The organism is Bacillus sp. sid0103, from assembly GCF_019219025.1.
The window spans coordinates 87,468-104,311 of sequence record NZ_JAHUWN010000013.1 but is presented as its reverse complement, the minus strand read 5'-3'; the positions used below and the strand labels follow the sequence as shown (position 1 = coordinate 104,311).

Genomic DNA, 16,844 nt, shown 5'->3' with positions numbered 1-16,844 from the left:
ACGAAGTTAGATCAATCATTTTTTTAAATCTAAAATGATCTATAAGGAGTGGTCAATATGTTCTCGAAGATTATTAATTGGTTTATAAATAGTTGGTTTAAAAATACAGAAAGTGATGAAGATTATTATAGAGAAGATATAGAGATTGAAGGATTTTGAATAAATTAAAATGAATAAATGCCACTCGTTTAAGAGTCCATACTGGGCTTTTTTTTATTTGGACCGGAGTATTGAGGTTAGTTATTCACCAATGCTTTCTGCATATAAGGGAGCTGACAAATGCCGTCTAAAAAGGAGTAGGCTGCCGCTTTTTAAATTGCAGGCGTCCCTTTAGTTTCTGTACATAATCTGGTATCGGCAGTTAATCTGCCCAATTTTAAAGTAGAATAGGCTCCCCTATTTTCTTTATGCATAGTATGTAAAAGAAAGTAGGTGAAAACATGACATTTGATTCTCAACGTATTATGGGCGGTTTTCATGGCATGGGCATGGGAGGTTCTCCTGGCATGGGCATGGGCATGGGCATGGGAGGTTCCCCAGGCATGGGCATGGGCGGTTTCCCAGGCATGGGCATGGGCGGTTTCCCAGGCATGGGCATGGGCGGTTTCCCAGGCACGGGCATGGGTGGTTTCCCAGGCACGGGCATGGGTGGTTTCCCAGGCACAGGCATGGGTGGTTTCCCAGGCACGGGCATGGGTGGTTTCCCAGGCACGGGCATGGGTGGTTTCCCAGGCACGGGCATGGGTGGTTTCCCAGGCACAGGCATGGGTGGTTTCCCAGGCACGGGCATGGGTGGTTTCCCAGGCATGGGCATGGGTGGTTTCCCTGGTACGGGCATGGGAGGTTCTCCTGGCATGGGCATGGGTGGTTTCCCAGGCATGAGTATGGGAGGTTCCCCAGGCATGGGCATGGGAGGTCCCCCAGGCATGGGCATGAGTGGTTTCTAGAATGGATATACAAGGTATTCTATAACATCGATTCCAATATTATCATTTAAAAATATAGATGAAATATAAGGTATTGCAAATTGAACAAACCGATACTTGTGTTAACATGGGTTGCTGCGGCGGCTCTTTTTTCTGGTTTCACTAAAGACGAAGTTGTATACAGAATGATTTCCCACCTTTGCTTCAGCCATAGGAAATTAAAATAAGATTTAAATTTTGTACCTTCAATATTAGAAGGTATTTTTTTGTGGAAATCAAATATATAAAGTAATACAACTTCAGTTCATAGAAGTTTCTTATTCTATTAATAAATAATGTAAAGGGAGTGCAGAGAATGGTAAGCATGTTCATAGATAGTATTTGTCCAAAATGCGGAGAGATCAATCAAGTCGAACATAAAGGAGAAAAAATCCTTATCGTAACTTGTAAGAATCGTCATATGTATGACCATATCGTCATTCCCTATTCTCGAACACACCCGATTAAGGATGAAAAACGTGGTAAATTAGAAGAAATGATCGTTGAGAAAAAGTTCCATCGTATGAGTGAGAAATCAACGATATGTCTTCTTATTTTTAATAATGGTTATGAAATAGAAGGGCGTTCGACTGTACGAGATGTTGCAGATTTTCGTACTGTAGTTGGAAAGGATAAAGCCTATGAACAAGCGTTGAAGAAGGCAATGGTGGCGTTGGGAGGCTACTTAGTTTAATAGATGCAAACGTAAAATAACGATACTTCGAATAGGAGTATTGTTATTTTTTTGATTATTTATGAAACTTTTACAATTTTTAACACGTAATAAACTATTATGGAATAAGGGGGGATTCATTTGGTTACAGGAGTTGTAACTGCTGCTCTTTTGCTAGCTGGAGTTGTTACAGGAGTAGTGGCACTAGCAGTAAAGAGACGGCCTAAATTAGCGAAAGAAAATATTCCTGAGCATTTGGGGATGCACACCCTTGTTCCAGTAGCACCATTGCTTGAAAAATTTGATTCCGCTTTGGATGTAGACTATGTTGAACAAGTAAAGCAGCGTTTTCTTCAAGAAAATCCGAAACGGACGGAAGATGAGTTTGAATGGCGGCTTTTTGAATTAAAGCGTTATTTTTTGCTTACAAATATATTAAAGGAAACGCCTATGTTTAGTGAAGAAGTAGATGAAATCTGGCATACGATGTTGCTATTTACACAAAAATATCAAACCTTTTCGGAACGATATGCAGGGAAAATGCTACATCATACGCCTAACACAAATCCAACGCCTGTACCACAAGAACGAGCATTTTTTGATTGGGTGTTTTCTCATTTGTTTACCATCACTGAATTTAGCTGGAAGTCTTGGGGCAGTTTTTTCAACTATCCAATAGATAAAAAGGTTCTAAAGGAGTTCAAGGAAGAAAGTAATGAATGGTTGATGAATAGATATTTTAAAGTTAATGAAGAAAATAATGGTACTATTGAGTATCTCGTCAGGCAAATGAAGCAGCAAGTATGTGAGGCCGAAAAAACGTATCAAGAGGACGAGAAAGGGAAATTTACTAAGCAGCGGACATATGGTGAAATGACGAACCTGTCATTTGTTATGGTATTTTTCTCTTATTTTTATTTTGAAGATTATTGGAATTATGCGAAAGTGTATACGTTTGCCCAAGCGGCAAATTATACGAGCGGCTGCACTACAGCTATTTTTTGCGGGACTGCCTCGGATGGTTCTGGTCACGGGGATGGGGGGCATGGAGGCGGTCATGATGGAGGTTCTAGCTGTTCCAGTTGTTCCAGTTGCGGTAGCGGATGTTCCTCATAGGGAGGAACTTTTTTTGGGGTTTAAAACTAATCAATTGAACTTCTCACAGTGCCCATGCAAGCACTTTTTTGAGGTAGACGGGCTCTGTGAACATCTGACAGTTCCCGTGCAAGCACTTTTTTGAGGTAGACGGGCTCTGTGAACATCTCACAGTTCCTATGCAAGCACTTTTTTGAGGTATTGATAAACCGATTTAAAGAAAGAGTCTGTTCAGACTCTTTTTTGGTTTGTTTTTATAGGACTTTGATAAATTAGGAATTAATTTATTCTTTCATAACCCTATTTTAAATATATATATAAGGGAATAAAGGGGGGAGAGATCATTCTGAACAGCAATGTGATTTCGTTATGGGAGGAACAGTTATTTTGGTTAGAAATATTACAAGATCATGCCTATTTTGTACGAGATCATCTTTCTGTAAGTGAAGGTGAATATGTCAACACATCCCAACAGTATATCAATTTATTTGGGGAGTTAATTGCGACATTAAGTACTATTCCTCGTTCGGTTACTCATACTGATGACTCAATGATTTATTTTTCCCAGAGAGCTTGGCAGGCAGCGAAAGGATATTTTGAATTTGAAGGGAAGCTGCAGGCGCTTAGAATAGATAATAAGGTGAATTTAAATTTATCGCCAACCTACCTAAACGGAACATTAGCGGAAAATCAAGAATATCTGCGATTTTTAAGTTTTTTGGTCTATGGAAAAGAGCCTGTACCTCTTCCTTTAGAAAATCTTATGGATTTATGGCTAGAGGACCAGCTGGGACATGCCGTTCTTTTTAAAAATATCATTGATCCAATTGAAATAATGGTCAGTAATCAAGCGGAACTGTATATTAGTAAATTTCAAGTATTTATCGTTCAAAATCACCACATGAAAGGTTATCTGCGGTTTAAAGAGCCAGGCTTTGCTCGTCAAACCGAATTTGCTTATGAGGTGGGAAAAACAACCCTGGAGATGAGCAATTTTGTCTACAACATGGTGATTAAATATAAAGAAAATAAATTGATGAATAAAACCACTTTACGATTTTTAGAGCATCATTTTCCCGAAACCTGTTACTTTATTAAGAAGTTAAGTTTCTACGCCCAAAGTTTACAGGAAGAAGCAAGTAAATGCTCTTTAAAAAGACCATCCTATCATTAAAAAGGGGGGTCTTAAGAGTAATGGGTTCCGATACGGGGGGGCAAAAAGGTAAATCACATTTTGTTTAAGGCATGAATTAACATAGGAATTCAGCCTTAATTTTTGTTATTGTATCAATGATTTTTCTATTTTTGTTCCGTTTTCCCTTGCTATTTCACAAAGTTTTTCTTTTAAGTGACAAAACTTATTGTTCAATGTGAATGTTTATGAGAAATTGGGGAGCTAGTACGCATAATTGGCGACTAACTACCGATGAAGGAAAAAACTATTAAAATTTCTGAAAAACTGTCCTTCATACCACTGATGAAGGACAAAAACTATTAAAATTTCTGAAGAACTGTCCTTCATAACACTGATGAAGGACAAAACTTATTAAGATTTCAGTAGAACTGTCCTTCACAACACTGATGAAGGACAAAATCTATTAAGATATCTGAAGAACTGTCCTTCATAACACTGATGAAGGACAAAATCTATTAAGATTTCAGAAGAACTGTCCTTCATAACACTGATGAAGGACAAAACCTTTAAGATTTCAGAAGAACTGTCCTTCATATCACTGATGAAGGACAAAATCAATTAAGATTTCTGAAGAACTGTCCTTCACAACACTGATGAAGGACAAAATCAATTAAGATATCTGAAGAACTGTCCTTCATAAGACCGATGAAGGACAAAACCAATAAAGATATCTAAAGAACTGTCCTTCATACCACCGATGAAGGACAAAACTTAATTACATTCCTGATGAATTGTCCTTCATAAAATTAATGAGGGACAAAAACTACATTGCACCTGATTGGATAGATTATTTTTTACAGATTTTTCATGTGTGAATTAACGAGTGAATTCATATGTGTTTTTGTATGATTATTAGTCCGTCTGCACCTTAAAACGGAGCCAGTTAACTCAATAGTGCTCCCCCTTACTAATCTTAAAATACCGATTTACGTTCCAAAGAAACAGACTTCATTTTCGTAGTAGGTTTTTTAACATTCGCTGCAACAATTCCGCCTAAAATGAGGACCACTCCGAACCATTGTGACAAGCTTACGTTCTCAGCTAGGACCAATGAGGATAAGATCACAGCAATCGGAAGCTCAGAGGCAGTCAAGATGGTTCCAAGTCCTGGGCCGACATGCTTCATTCCAATTGAAAATAAGAGTGGTGGCAAGGCTACGCCAAGTAACCCGAGGAACAATCCATATGGTGCTACTCCCGTTATTACTGGTAAATGGAGCAAATTCGTTGGTTGAAAAACCAATAATACCGTGATCAGCCCGCCAGTGGACATGAGGGCACTTTTCTGTACAGGTGGTGTATCTTTTCCCACGGAGCTGCTGAGAAAGATGAGAGCGGTATAGGTTACAGCTGAAAGCAGTCCCCAAACAGTCCCCTGCCAGGATAATTCTACGCCGCCTTCTGTAATAATGCCGGCTGCAAGAATGGAGCCGATAATTAGTATACCAATCGAAGCCATTTTTCCGGTGCTTGGTATCTTTTTATAAACAATCCACTCAATAAATGTGCCAATCCATACAAACTGAAATAAAAAGATGATGGCAAGTGAAGCATCAAGGGTTTGCAAGGACTTATAATAAAACACACCCGTTAAACCAACGGGAATTCCTGATAATAGTAATTTACTAATGTTCGGCAGTGTAAGTTTTTTCTTCTTTGAAAAAAGTGCAACGATCCAAATAAGCAAGGTCCCAAGTAGGAATTGACTTCCTGTTACCTCTTTCACGGTAAAACCAGCCGAGTAAGCCAGCTTTACAAAGGTTGATAAAACTCCGTAACAACATCCGCCTAAAAAAACAATTAGTGCATAGTGCCAAGTTTTCATTTTTTCTTCCCCTTTCAATATTGAATCCAAGTAAAAAAAATCGCGTTTTGCCCCTAGGTTCTGTTTTCAGACAACAAAAAAGCCACACAGCTCTCACATGAGAACTGTGTGGCGAAAATAGAGATATCTCTAAAAAAGTCCACAACAAATAAATGAATTTTGGTATTTAATTTGACTCTGTTACTTTAAATTAAATGACACGAAATGTCAATAATGAACATCGGAGCGAACGGTGGCTAGTCACCTTCTACCATCAAACAGGTGCTTGTTATACCATATGTCCGGATTTTTTTACTTTCGTCTGTAAGTATTTTTCATTATACTCGGAGATATCGCCCCAAAGAGGAGTTCGTCCAGAAACCGGTGCACCAGCAGCTTTTAGGGCTTTAAGTTTTTTCGGATTGTTGGTGATAAGGGTGACAGGTTTTGTTCTTAGCGCTTTAAGAACTTCGATAGCATCATCGTAATTCCTTGAATCATCTGAAAAACCAAGACCTTCATTAGCCTCCACTGTATCGTATCCATTTTCTTGCAGAAGATAGGCCATTGCCTTGCTAAATAAGCCTATTCCTCGGCCTTCATGATTGGCTAAGTAAAATAACGCTCCTGTTCCATGTTCGGCAATCATTTTCATCGATTGTTTGAGTTGAAAGCCGCAATCACAGCGCTTGCTTCCAAAAATATCTCCAGTATGACAAATCGAATGCATTCTGATTAATGCATCCTCACCATATTCAAAATCGCCATAAACAAGAACACTCGACTGTTGATATTCAGCTAGATTTACGGAAGATAACTGATCAATGACTTGCTGGAAATCTTCTGTTCTATTTTCGCTCTTAAGCCAGCTATACCACTTAAATTCAACCGTTTCTCCGTATAAATTAACTGGAAGCTTAATTGGTCCCACTAGGTAGATCGCTTCATCAGCGTTTTTTATTAGTTTTATTTTATCCTCTAAAAAAGAGAGAGCATCTGCTTTTAATTCTATTTGTTCCACTATGAATTCCCCCAATTCCATATTTTCATAGATTTATTCCGACTCTGATCTCTCTTAAGAAAGGACAGGAACAGCAAAATTGTCTTGATAGGTCGTCTCTTTCACCCATTGCTGATGCTGTAGTTTTTCAGTATGATCACGTCGTGCTTGTTCGAATCTTTTTAATTGTGCCTTACTTAGATTCTGTTTGTCGAGTGCTTCGCTCAGAACTTCAGCTAAAACATCTGCATCCAAGAGGGAGCAATTGATTCCAAATGCACCAGTTGGACTCATCGTGTGTGCTGCATCACCCATAATCACCAATCCGTCCTTAACCCATGTTGGACTATGAGAGCTTTGTACTTTTAATAAAATAAAATCGTCCCATGTTTGAATCTGTGTACGGATGGTTTCGGCTAACTCTGGGAAAGCCTCACTCACTTGTTCAATAAACGGTGCACATGATTGCTTTTTCAAAGATGGATACGAGTTTTCTTTAATATTCCAGCCGATTTGAATGAAACCGCCAGCCTGGGTAAATAAAGCTAACTGATCTCCATTTACCAATGCATTTTTAATGGTTGGCTCCCAGCCTGCTGGGCTATGAGTTTTTGCCCAAAGTAAATCATATCCATGTGTTATCGTTGTATAAGGCATCTCTGCCAGTTTTCGTACAGTCGAGAAGCGGCCATCGGCACCAACAACAATTTTGCTGTTTATCATCACTTCTTGTGCTCCATTCATTGCTTTTAAACCAGTTACACAACCCGTATCATTAAACATTAACTCTGTTACCTTTGTCCCCATCATCAGCTTGAAATTTTGATAAGGTTCAGATGCTCGAATCAACACACTTAACAAATTTTTTTGTGGGACATGAATGCCGACATGCTCTTCACCGGCACCAGGTGTAACCGTCTTTATTACCTTTCCGTGCTGCCAGTATTCCACTCGTTCCATTAATAACAGCCCAGTATCTTCCACTTGTTCATATAGTCCATATTTTTTTAACACTCGTTCTCCGTCCTGGTTGAGATGTTCACCTCGGAATTCCTTGTCAATCCCAGTGTGCCGTTCGAGAACAAGGGTTGAGATGCCTTTCATCGCAAGCAAATATCCAAGTAAAACGCCGCCGGGACCTGCACCTACAATGCAAACATCGGCCTCAAGGTTCATATTTAATAACCACCTTATTAACTGTCTATGATGTATTGACGAATCGTAATTGATTAAAGTAAAATATTTATAGTTAATGATTATTCGTTAGTTAGTTACTTTATGTAAGTAATTATATTTTTAAAACTAAAATATGTCAATTAAATTTGTTTAGCAAGTTAATTATATTGTTAAATGCAATAGGCTATGAGGGGGGAAGATCAATGGACGAGTCAGTCATGTGTCCTCGATTTGAAAAAGCGATGGGAATGATGAGCCAGCGCTGGACAGGATTAGTTATTTATCAGCTGTTAACAGGCCCAAAACGTTTTTGCACGTTGGAAGCGTCTATGGGGATAAGTGGAAGAGTCCTTTCAGAGCGACTGAAAGATTTAGAAAGTCAAGGGATTGTGAAACGTGAGGTGTTTCCGGAAACGCCCGTCCGTATTGAGTATTCCCTTACAGATAAGGGACTCGCGTTAAAGCCAATTGTTGAAGAACTTGAAAAATGGTCACAAACCTGGCTGACAATTGAATAGGATTAGTTTTTTAGGCAACCTTTGCTCAATTCGACACTCTGAGCCGAGGTTGCCTAATTTTTTGTTATTGGTTCTGTTATCTTACCTGTTGATTTCCGCTCCAGGCGCGGGCGGTCCGGGGAGCCTCCTCGTCGCTACGCTCCTGCGGGGTCTCCTGCCCCGTCCTCCCGCAGGAGTCTTCGCGCCTTCCCCTCCAATCAACAGGGTGCCAAAATCAATAATAAGCTTTAACATAGCCTTGTTATTAAAAAAGCAACCGGTTACGGCTGCTTCTTCTGATTTGTTGGATTTGATTTGAAATTAGTGTGCTCGATCTCCTCGGCAAATTCCTTTTTCATTGTCTGAAGATTTTCTTCGGTCCGGGTATCCCAAATGTTATATTGGATTTTATTCGGTAAATCCTTGCCATCATTTTTCATAATTGCAATCACCTCCATTCCATATCGTCTCAATTAGAAGAGTAACTATGCGGCAGGTTTATACAATTTTTTGAGTTGAGGACATATGTCCTATCCAAACTGCTTGGAGATATCTTTTAATAAAGAGAGAAATCGAAATGAGGGGAGAAGATTATGAAGGGGATTATCTTTGCGTTTTTAGGCGGGGCATTTATTACCCTGCAAGGAATTGCGAATACACGAATTAGTCAAGATATTGGTACATGGCAAGCAGCAACTATTACTCAGATGACGGGATTTATATTGGCGTTCATCATCTTAATGTTTGTTCGAGAAGGTAAATGGCAAGGCTTCAAACAAGTGAAGCCATTATATTTAATTGGGGGCGCGTTTGCAGCGATTGTCATCTTCAGTAATGTCCGTTCGATTGAGAAAATCGGTGTAACCCTTAGTATATCGGCGATCCTGATTGCACAGCTAACATTAACGTTTATTATAGATAGTAACGGATGGTTCGGCCTTGAAAAGCAGAAAATGAGACTGCCGCAGTTTATTGGCATCGGGATGATGATAGCAGGTGTGGTAATCCTAAGGTCATAATCGCCAAGTGATTCCAGACTGATGCAGGTGAAAATGGAGGTGAACCCGAGTGAAAGAACGAAACGATCTGGAGCAATTGCACGCTTATATCCAAATATATCAACTAGAATCAATATTCCATGAACCATTGATTCCATATTTGTCGCTGCACAGCTTTGACCAGGGTGAACTGATTTGTTCCCAAGGGGAAACATCAGAGTATTTGTATGTCCTTGTTAAGGGAAAAGTGAAAATCTATACCAGTTCACCAGAAGGTAAAACTCTCATTCTGTCTTTTAAGAAACCGCTTGAAGTGATTGGCGATATTGAGTATGTCCGCGGCATTGATATTATCAATACGGTCGAGGCGGTATCACCGGTTAGTATGATTGGTATTCACTATCGCTGGTTGAAGAAATATGGAAGTAATCATGCACCGTTCCTGCAATTTTTATTGGATATTATCACGAAGAAGTTTCAGCTTAAAAACAATTCGATGACCTTCAATATTATGTATCCTGTAGAAGTACGCTTGGCTAGTTATCTATTGTCGGTTTCCTTTGATGAATCGGATACACATTACAAAGACCAACTAAGAATCAGTATCAAGGATGCCGCCAATTTAGTCGGAACGAGTTATCGTCATTTAAATCGGGTCATCACCCAATTTTGTGAAGAGGGACTGATTGACCGAAATCGAGGTTCCATTTTCGTTAAGGACAGAAAAGGGTTAAAGGACCTCGCTGGGGATAATATTTACGAATAAGGTTGGTATATCAATAATGGGGAGAGAAATTGGATGATTATAGGATTATTGTTTGCAATCATTGCCGGCTCGCTGGTTAGTTTGCAAAATATTTTTAACAGTAAAGTCAATGAACGGGCGGGGTCATGGGCAACGACGACCTTAGTATTAGGGATGGGATTTCTCGCTTCACTTACGTTCGGTCTTCTTTTTGAAGGTAGACAGTTATTCCACTTGGAAAATATGAAGCCGTGGTACTGGTTTAGCGGTATGATTGGAGTTGGTGTGGTGGTTTGTCTCGTGCAAGGAATCAAGCGCCTTGGAGCAACTTATGCCATTGCAATCGCGTTGACTTCACAATTGCTGATTGCGTTACTGGGGGATTCATTAGGCTGGCTAGGACTTAATAAAGTACCGTTTACTATCAATCAATTGATTGGAGTACTGGTCATCGTCGGCGGGATTATCGTCTTTAAATTCGGTGGCAGCGGTGTGGGCCAGAAGGTGTTTACTTGGCCATTTGCCAAAGGGAATAAAGTTTCCGAATTTCAAAAGTAGTTAAAGAGAGGGAGAACTAATCAAACATTTGATTAGTTCTCTTTTCGCTCATCAGGATTTAATTAGATGAACACATATTAACATTAAAAAAGAAATACCGATCATACTCATTACCCATAACCAAGCTAATTCCAAATTGCCTGAATCAATGGCAACATATATTGCTGTTGGAATGGTTTGGGTTTTCCCAGGAATATTACCAGCAAACATTAAAGTGGCACCAAACTCGCCTAATGCTCGTGCGAAACTTAATATGGCGCCGGAAATGATTGCTTTCATTCCTAGAGGAATGGAAATACTCATAAATAATTTGAATTCATTAGCCCCGTCAACACGAGCCGCATTCTCAATATCCTCATCAATAGCTTCAAATCCTGTCTTAGCCGATTGATACATAAGAGGAAAAGCCACAATGGTAGAGGCAATCACAGCTGCCCACCACGTAAACATAACAGGTTGATGAAAGGTCCATTCTATCAATCTTCCTACTAGACTACTCCTACCAAATAAAACAATTAACAAGAACCCAACGACTGAAGGCGGCAATACTAATGGTAAAAGGAAAACTGTTTCAATGAAGACTTTTCCTTTGAATTTCGAATTAGCCATAACTTTTCCAAACAATAACCCTAAGATTAATACCCATACGCCAGAGACAGCAGCTATCTCAATAGATAATCTGACTGGTGACCAAAAATCAGTTGCCATTGAATATTATTTTATCCCTTTAAATCCATACTTTTCTAAAGTCTTCATAGATTTTTCATTTTGAAGATAATCGTAGAAAAGTTGGGCTTCCTTAGGATGGGTACTGTTCTTAATCACACCTAAAGGATAAATAATAGGTCCATGAGTATTTTCCTCTGCGGTTGCTACAATCTTAACCTTTCTAGAAATCATTGCATCTGTTTTGTAAACTATTCCCGCATCAACATTGTTTGTCTCAACATATGTAAGCACTTGGCGAACATCCTTAGCATATACTACTTTCCCTTCAACGGCTTTCCAGACATTTAATTTTTCTAATGTCTCCTTAGCATATTGGCCAGCTGGTACAGCCTCTGGGGTACCAATGGAAATTTTATCTGTTTTGGTAAGGTCTTCAAATGCTTTAATCCCTTTATTGGAATCGTTTGGTACCACTAACACCAGTTCATTTCCAACTAGATCTGTTCCTTTAGACTTTTCGATTAGTCCGTCCTGCACCAATTTATCAAATTTGTCCTCAGCGGCAGAAAAGAAAAGATCGACTGGTGCCCCCTGAGAAATTTGTTGTTGCAGTGCTCCGGAAGCACCAAAATTATAGTTTACGATTACATTAGGGTGTTCCTTTTCAAAAGTTGCTTTAATGTCATTTAAGGAATTTTGTAAGCTTGCTGCAGCTGAAATCGTCAATTCCACTTTCTTAACAGAAACTTCTTGTTTTTGCTCTTCTTGCTTTTTAGTTTGTTCATTGGTTGCACAACCTGACACGACTAGTAATAACATCATTGTGAAAAATAAAAGATATCGTTTTTTCATCCTTCCTCTTCCTCTCCTTCTAAATATAACTAATTATAACTAATTATAATTAGTTATAACGATAATAGATATGAAAAAAATCACTTTTTCATTATTTTTATTAGGAATATACTTTTTAACAGGCAGTAAGTTAAAATAAAGAATGGAGGGATGCAAATGTCAAAGGAGCTTTCGTATACGATTGAAGAGGTTTCACAGCTTTTGAAAGTCTCAAAATTAACCCTTTATGACCTTGTTAAAAAAGGGGAATTACCTGTATTCCGTGTAGGAAGACAGATGAGAATAGATGCAAAAGACTTGGAAGTCTATATTAATGATCATAAAACGAAACAGAATCCTACATTTCAAGCCCCTGATGTCGATCTTCAGAGGAATAAAACCAAGGATTCACATAACATTGTCATTAGTGGACAAGACCTGGTTTTAGATATTCTAGGCAAACACATTGAGAAAGACTCAACCTATAATCCATTAAGATCCTTTACAGGAAGTTTAAACAGCCTTATCTCTATGTATAACGGAGAAGGAGACATTGTTAGCTTGCATCTATTTGATGGGGATACTGGCGAGTATAATCTACCATACATTAAAAAAATTTTAGTGGGCTTTCCTTTTATATTAATCAACCTTCTTTCTAGAAAAGCAGGTTTGTACGTAAAAAAAGGAAACCCTTTAAATATCACCACTTGGACTGATTTGAACCGAGATGATGTGAAAATCATTAATAGAGAGAAAGGATCTGGAGCGCGGATTCTTCTTGATGAACAACTTCGAATCAACAAGATTCCTTCTAGGAACATGAAGGGATATGAGCACGAAGAGAGCAATCATTTAAGTGTGGCATCAGCTGTCTCTACCGGAATAGCTGATGTAGGAGTCGGAATTGAAAAGGCTGCAAAAATTGTTGGAATCGATTTTGTTCCATTAATAACAGAAAAGTATGACTTGGTTATTCTAAAGACTCCCGAATCTGAACGACTAATAAGTTCCGTAAAGGGAATTTTATCCTCCCATCAGTTTCAGTCAGAAGTTAACTCTATAGGAGACTATGATACTTCTCAGACAGGAAAAATTATATACGAGACCTATTAAAAGGAGGCTGTTGAGATTCAATGGCCTTCTTATTTCTATCAGATTTAAAAAAGCAGAATGATTAGTTCATCATTCTGCTTTTTTATCTTAATAAATATCCCCGTTAAAGATGGAATTCTTAACTACTACATAATCTACATAGCGAATTGCTTCCAACTTGGTACCGCCTGCATAGGAAATGGAGGATTGAAGGTCTTGCTCCATTTCTTTAAGCGTATCCACTAGCGAACCCTTATGACCCACTAAAATCCGCTTGCCTTCTACATTTTTTCTTTCGCCTTTTTGATATTCTGAGGCAGAACCAAAGTATTCCTTATAGAGTTTTCCATCTTTTTCGATCGTTTCTCCAGGAGACTCCTCATGTCCTGCAAATAAAGAACCAATCATAACCATCGTGGCACCGAAACGAATGGACTTGGCGATATCACCATGTGTGCGGATCCCTCCATCGGCAATAATCGGCTTGCTTGCTGCTTTTGCACACCACCGCAGGGCAGCTAGTTGCCAACCTCCAGTCCCGAATCCAGTCTTAATCTTGGTAATACATACCTTACCGGGTCCGATCCCTACTTTAGTAGCATCTGCGCCTGCATGTTCTAATTCGCGGACAGCTTCTGGGGTCCCGACATTTCCTGCAATGACGAAGCTGGCAGGTATGTATTTTTTAATATGCTGAATCATCTGAATGACGGCATTGGAATGTCCATGTGCGATATCAATCGTTATAAATTCAGGTGAAATCTGTTCTTCGGCTAATTGTTGGATGAATCGGTACTCTTCCTCTTTAACTCCCACGCTAATCGAAGCAATTAATCCGCGTGACTGCATCTCTTTAATAAAAGATCTACGCTTATCTGGTTCAAAGCGATGCATAATATAAAAGTAGCCATTTTCCGCCAAATAAATGGAAATCTTTTCATCAATAATCGTCTGCATGTTTGCTGGCACCACAGGCAGCTTAAATGTTTGTCCGCCAAACGAAACAGTCGTATCACACTCAGAGCGGCTATTTACGATGCTTTTTGCCGGAATCAATTGGATATCTTCGTAATCAAACACATTTTCCATAATTGTCCTCCTTAAATATGAACCAATCGTAATAGGTCGACAAACCCCACCGATAAATAATCTTTATACTTTTTTTAGAATTGGTTTAGAAGCGGTTTATCATTCGCGGTTATGATAATAAGTGAAAGGAGATCTGTTCGAAAAAAAACAGCTTCAAGGAGATTTGCCCATGTCTATTAAGACGAGACTGCTACTATCCTATATGGCCATGACCTTAATTCCCATCGTGTTGTTCGCCTTGATTGCTACAACTCTTGTTTCAGCTTTTTATAAGGATATGGCTGGAACCGGGGGCGGAGAGGGAATACCAGCTTTTTGGGAAACGGCCAATCAACGACGTGATTTGATTGCTGGCGTGAAGTTTATGGCACAAACAGACCCTAACCGATTCAACGACAACGAGTTTTTGAAGGGCACGGATGAACAATTGAATCGTGTTCATTCAGGACTTGTGGTGATGAAAAATAATCGAGTAAGCTACTCTTCCCCTTTCGTGAATAGCCTTGATTTACATATTGAGATTCAGGAACTGCAAACGAGTCAGACACAAAATTATTGGAGGAAAAGTCGCTTTTCAGTGGAAAAGTACGATATCTCTTTAAGCAATCATACTTCTGGTTCTGTATATGTACTTTCTGACTTAAAACCGTTTTACAAGGAAGCAAAGAAGTTTTTTCCGCTGCTGGGATTGTCACTGCTTCTCGTCATTGCACTTACGAATGGTGTTTTGACCTTTTTAGTTTCCCGCAGTTTCATCAAACCTTTGTATGCGCTAAAACATGCTGCAGAACAAATTAAAAAGGGAAATCTGGATCATGAGGTGAAGTTGGACCGCAAAGATGAATTTGGAGAATTGGGGGCCTCCTTTGAAGAAATGCGTGCACGCTTGAACGAGTCGATTTCTCTACAACTCCAGTATGAAGAAAATCGGAAAGAACTAATTTCTAATATTTCACATGACTTAAAAACGCCGATTACCGGTATTAAAGCTTGCGTTCAAGGCATTCAAGATGGGATCGCAGATTCGGTTTCGAAAAGAGATAAATATATGAATATGATTGCCAAAAAAGCAGACGATATGGATTATTTGATTGACGAATTGATGTTGTATTCCAAGCTTGATCTAAGACGACTGCCATTTCATCTAGAGCCTCTGGATATTCAGGCCTATTTACGAAATTATATAGAAGAATTACGGCTCGACCCGCGTATGGAGAAAATCAAGATTACGTTCTCTTCTGGCAGCAACAGACAGGTTCTCATTATGGGGGACCATGAAAAGCTGAGCAGGGTCATCATGAACATTATCGACAACAGTTTAAAATACATGAACAAGGCACAAAAGGAAATTAGAGTCGAATTGTTCGACGACGAGGCAAAAGCTATGGTCCGTATTCGGGATAATGGACCAGGAATTAACAGGGAGGAACTCCTCCATATATTCAATCGCTTTTACCGGGCAGATCCATCGAGGAATGCAGATACGGGAGGGACAGGCCTCGGTCTTGCTATTGTCAAACAGATTGTGGAAGGGCAAGGTGGGAACGTTTGGGCTGAAGGTCAAATAGGGGAAGGGACCAGCGTTTATTTTACGCTGCCAAAGATCAATCACGAGGGTGAACAAGAGTGAAACGAATTCTGATTATCGAGGACGATCAAGTCATTGTGGAAGTGGAAAAAGATTATTTAGAAGCAAGCGGCTTTGAGGTGGATCTTGCGACAAGCGGGGATCTAGGTCTGAACAAGGCTCTGGAAGAGGAATATGATTTGATCATTCTCGATCTCATGCTCCCAAATACGGATGGATTTGAAATTTGCCGGAAGGTTCGACAGGCAAAAAACATCCCTATTTTAATGGTATCGGCCAAGAGAGAAGAAATCGATAAAATTCGCGGCCTCGGCCTCGGTGCCGATGATTATATAACCAAGCCCTTCAGTGTCGGCGAGCTAGTGGCCCGAGTCAAGGCGCATCTGGCCCGTTATGACCGGTTAATGACCGATAACTTCGCGAGACAAAAAGACGAAATTCGAATTCGGGGTATCCGTATTGATAAGGTATCTCGAAAAGTGTTCGTAAATGAAACGGAAATCCCGTTTACTTCGAAAGAGTTTGACTTGTTACTATTTTTGGCTATTCATCCGAACCGGGTGTTCAGAAAAGATGAGTTGTTTGAAAAAATCTGGGGCCTGGATTCTATGGGGGACCATGCCACGGTGACGGTGTTTATTGGCAAATTGCGTGAAAAAATTGAAACGAACCCATCTAAGCCGCAATATATTGAGACGATTTGGGGCGTGGGATATCGTTTTAATGTTTAGTGGAAGGAATTTTGAGCGACCTAATCACATGTGGGTTAGGTCGTTTTTATATTCTAGCGAATGAACGGGTCATTTTTATACTTTTTTTATATTTCATTTAGAGGCCTTTTAGACATGCCTATTATCATTAAAAACGGA

18 protein-coding genes are annotated in these 16,844 nt (G+C 39.4%); 11 read left to right on the top strand and 7 right to left on the bottom strand.

The annotated features are described in order from the left end of the window. Positions 1 to 644 precede the first annotated feature (644 nt). From KW850_RS33380 to KW850_RS15800, 4 genes are all read left to right on the top strand, one after another. Positions 645 to 947 (top strand): hypothetical protein, encoded by a 303-nt coding sequence (locus tag KW850_RS33380; RefSeq protein WP_256358275.1) that lies wholly within the window; start codon positions 645 to 647, stop codon positions 945 to 947. A gap of 334 nt (positions 948 to 1,281) precedes the next feature. Next, complete coding sequence (locus tag KW850_RS15810; protein ID WP_218348549.1) at positions 1,282 to 1,659, top strand: Gp49 family protein; 378 nt, start codon at positions 1,282 to 1,284, stop codon at positions 1,657 to 1,659. A 120-nt stretch (positions 1,660 to 1,779) separates the two neighbouring features. Continuing rightward, entirely contained in the window at positions 1,780 to 2,754 is a 975-nt protein-coding gene (locus tag KW850_RS15805; RefSeq protein ID WP_218348548.1) for a glycine-rich domain-containing protein, read from the top strand. A gap of 337 nt (positions 2,755 to 3,091) precedes the next feature. Then, entirely contained in the window at positions 3,092 to 3,907 is an 816-nt protein-coding gene (locus KW850_RS15800; RefSeq protein ID WP_218348547.1) for a DUF2935 domain-containing protein, read from the top strand. A gap of 934 nt (positions 3,908 to 4,841) precedes the next feature. Here KW850_RS15800 and KW850_RS15795 read toward each other — a convergent pair. The 3 genes from KW850_RS15795 to KW850_RS15785 form a co-directional block, all read right to left on the bottom strand. After that, positions 4,842 to 5,753 carry an EamA family transporter gene (locus KW850_RS15795; RefSeq protein ID WP_218348546.1) on the bottom strand — a complete coding sequence of 304 codons (912 nt, stop codon included), beginning with the start codon at positions 5,751 to 5,753 and terminating at the stop codon, positions 4,842 to 4,844. A 268-nt stretch (positions 5,754 to 6,021) separates the two neighbouring features. Beyond that, on the bottom strand, positions 6,022 to 6,753 hold the full coding sequence (locus tag KW850_RS15790; RefSeq protein ID WP_308128811.1) for a GTP cyclohydrolase II: 732 nt from the start codon (positions 6,751 to 6,753) through the stop codon (positions 6,022 to 6,024). Between the two features lie 54 nt (positions 6,754 to 6,807). Further along, the gene (locus KW850_RS15785) at positions 6,808 to 7,908 is read right to left on the bottom strand and encodes an FAD-dependent monooxygenase (protein ID WP_218348544.1); all 1,101 of its coding nucleotides are present in this window, start codon (positions 7,906 to 7,908) and stop codon (positions 6,808 to 6,810) included. 203 nt (positions 7,909 to 8,111) lie between these two features. On the opposite strand from KW850_RS15785, the gene KW850_RS15780 reads away from it, so the two are divergent. Continuing rightward, positions 8,112 to 8,426: a winged helix-turn-helix transcriptional regulator gene (locus tag KW850_RS15780; protein ID WP_218348543.1), complete on the top strand. Its 315-nt coding sequence runs from the start codon at positions 8,112 to 8,114 to the stop codon at positions 8,424 to 8,426. Between the two features lie 260 nt (positions 8,427 to 8,686). Here KW850_RS15780 and KW850_RS15775 read toward each other — a convergent pair whose 3' ends face one another. Beyond that, entirely contained in the window at positions 8,687 to 8,845 is a 159-nt protein-coding gene (locus tag KW850_RS15775) for a hypothetical protein (protein ID WP_218348542.1), read from the bottom strand. A gap of 153 nt (positions 8,846 to 8,998) precedes the next feature. Here KW850_RS15775 and KW850_RS15770 point away from each other — a divergent pair, with 153 nt between their 5' ends. From KW850_RS15770 to KW850_RS15760, 3 genes are read left to right on the top strand one after another with little or no spacing between them, the layout of a single operon-like run. Then, positions 8,999 to 9,424 carry a DMT family transporter gene (locus KW850_RS15770; protein WP_218348541.1) on the top strand — a complete coding sequence of 142 codons (426 nt, stop codon included), beginning with the start codon at positions 8,999 to 9,001 and terminating at the stop codon, positions 9,422 to 9,424. A 49-nt stretch (positions 9,425 to 9,473) separates the two neighbouring features. Next, positions 9,474 to 10,169 (top strand): Crp/Fnr family transcriptional regulator, encoded by a 696-nt coding sequence (locus tag KW850_RS15765; protein WP_218348540.1) that lies wholly within the window; start codon positions 9,474 to 9,476, stop codon positions 10,167 to 10,169. A gap of 33 nt (positions 10,170 to 10,202) precedes the next feature. Then, positions 10,203 to 10,706, top strand: coding sequence for a DMT family transporter (locus tag KW850_RS15760; RefSeq protein ID WP_218348539.1), 504 nt, complete (start codon positions 10,203 to 10,205; stop codon positions 10,704 to 10,706). 51 nt (positions 10,707 to 10,757) lie between these two features. Here the strand turns inward: KW850_RS15760 and modB are convergent, their stop codons facing one another. Both modB and modA read right to left on the bottom strand, forming a co-directional pair. Beyond that, on the bottom strand, positions 10,758 to 11,414 hold the full coding sequence (gene modB, locus KW850_RS15755; protein ID WP_218348538.1) for a molybdate ABC transporter permease subunit: 657 nt from the start codon (positions 11,412 to 11,414) through the stop codon (positions 10,758 to 10,760). Positions 11,415 to 11,420: 6 nt separating this feature from the next. Beyond that, positions 11,421 to 12,227, bottom strand: coding sequence for a molybdate ABC transporter substrate-binding protein (modA, locus tag KW850_RS15750; RefSeq protein ID WP_218348537.1), 807 nt, complete (start codon positions 12,225 to 12,227; stop codon positions 11,421 to 11,423). A gap of 156 nt (positions 12,228 to 12,383) precedes the next feature. On the opposite strand from modA, the gene KW850_RS15745 reads away from it, so the two are divergent. Next, complete coding sequence (locus KW850_RS15745) at positions 12,384 to 13,319, top strand: substrate-binding domain-containing protein (protein WP_218348536.1); 936 nt, start codon at positions 12,384 to 12,386, stop codon at positions 13,317 to 13,319. 87 nt (positions 13,320 to 13,406) lie between these two features. Here KW850_RS15745 and guaC read toward each other — a convergent pair whose 3' ends face one another. After that, a complete protein-coding gene (gene guaC / locus KW850_RS15740; protein WP_218348535.1) occupies positions 13,407 to 14,387 on the bottom strand; it encodes a GMP reductase in 981 nt (326 codons plus the stop codon). 169 nt (positions 14,388 to 14,556) lie between these two features. Here guaC and KW850_RS15735 point away from each other — a divergent pair, with 169 nt between their 5' ends. Beyond that, a complete protein-coding gene (locus KW850_RS15735; protein ID WP_218348534.1) occupies positions 14,557 to 16,017 on the top strand; it encodes a sensor histidine kinase in 1,461 nt (486 codons plus the stop codon). Next, positions 16,014 to 16,706: a response regulator transcription factor gene (locus KW850_RS15730; RefSeq protein WP_218348533.1), complete on the top strand. Its 693-nt coding sequence runs from the start codon at positions 16,014 to 16,016 to the stop codon at positions 16,704 to 16,706. Before KW850_RS15735 ends, KW850_RS15730 begins: the two co-directional genes overlap by 4 nt. Positions 16,707 to 16,844: the final 138 nt, after the last annotated feature.

Coding starts and splice junctions, on each gene's coding strand:
- KW850_RS33380 (WP_256358275.1), top strand. CDS start 645: ATGGGTGGTTTCCCAGGCACAGGCATGGGTGGTTTCCCAGGCACGGGC.
- KW850_RS15810 (WP_218348549.1), top strand. CDS start 1,282: ATGGTAAGCATGTTCATAGATAGTATTTGTCCAAAATGCGGAGAGATC.
- KW850_RS15795 (WP_218348546.1), bottom strand. CDS start 5,753: ATGAAAACTTGGCACTATGCACTAATTGTTTTTTTAGGCGGATGTTGT.
- KW850_RS15785 (WP_218348544.1), bottom strand. CDS start 7,908: ATGAACCTTGAGGCCGATGTTTGCATTGTAGGTGCAGGTCCCGGCGGC.
- KW850_RS15780 (WP_218348543.1), top strand. CDS start 8,112: ATGGACGAGTCAGTCATGTGTCCTCGATTTGAAAAAGCGATGGGAATG.
- KW850_RS15775 (WP_218348542.1), bottom strand. CDS start 8,845: ATGAAAAATGATGGCAAGGATTTACCGAATAAAATCCAATATAACATT.
- KW850_RS15770 (WP_218348541.1), top strand. CDS start 8,999: ATGAAGGGGATTATCTTTGCGTTTTTAGGCGGGGCATTTATTACCCTG.
- KW850_RS15760 (WP_218348539.1), top strand. CDS start 10,203: ATGATTATAGGATTATTGTTTGCAATCATTGCCGGCTCGCTGGTTAGT.
- modB (WP_218348538.1), bottom strand. CDS start 11,414: ATGGCAACTGATTTTTGGTCACCAGTCAGATTATCTATTGAGATAGCT.
- modA (WP_218348537.1), bottom strand. CDS start 12,227: ATGAAAAAACGATATCTTTTATTTTTCACAATGATGTTATTACTAGTC.
- KW850_RS15745 (WP_218348536.1), top strand. CDS start 12,384: ATGTCAAAGGAGCTTTCGTATACGATTGAAGAGGTTTCACAGCTTTTG.
- guaC (WP_218348535.1), bottom strand. CDS start 14,387: ATGGAAAATGTGTTTGATTACGAAGATATCCAATTGATTCCGGCAAAA.
- KW850_RS15735 (WP_218348534.1), top strand. CDS start 14,557: ATGTCTATTAAGACGAGACTGCTACTATCCTATATGGCCATGACCTTA.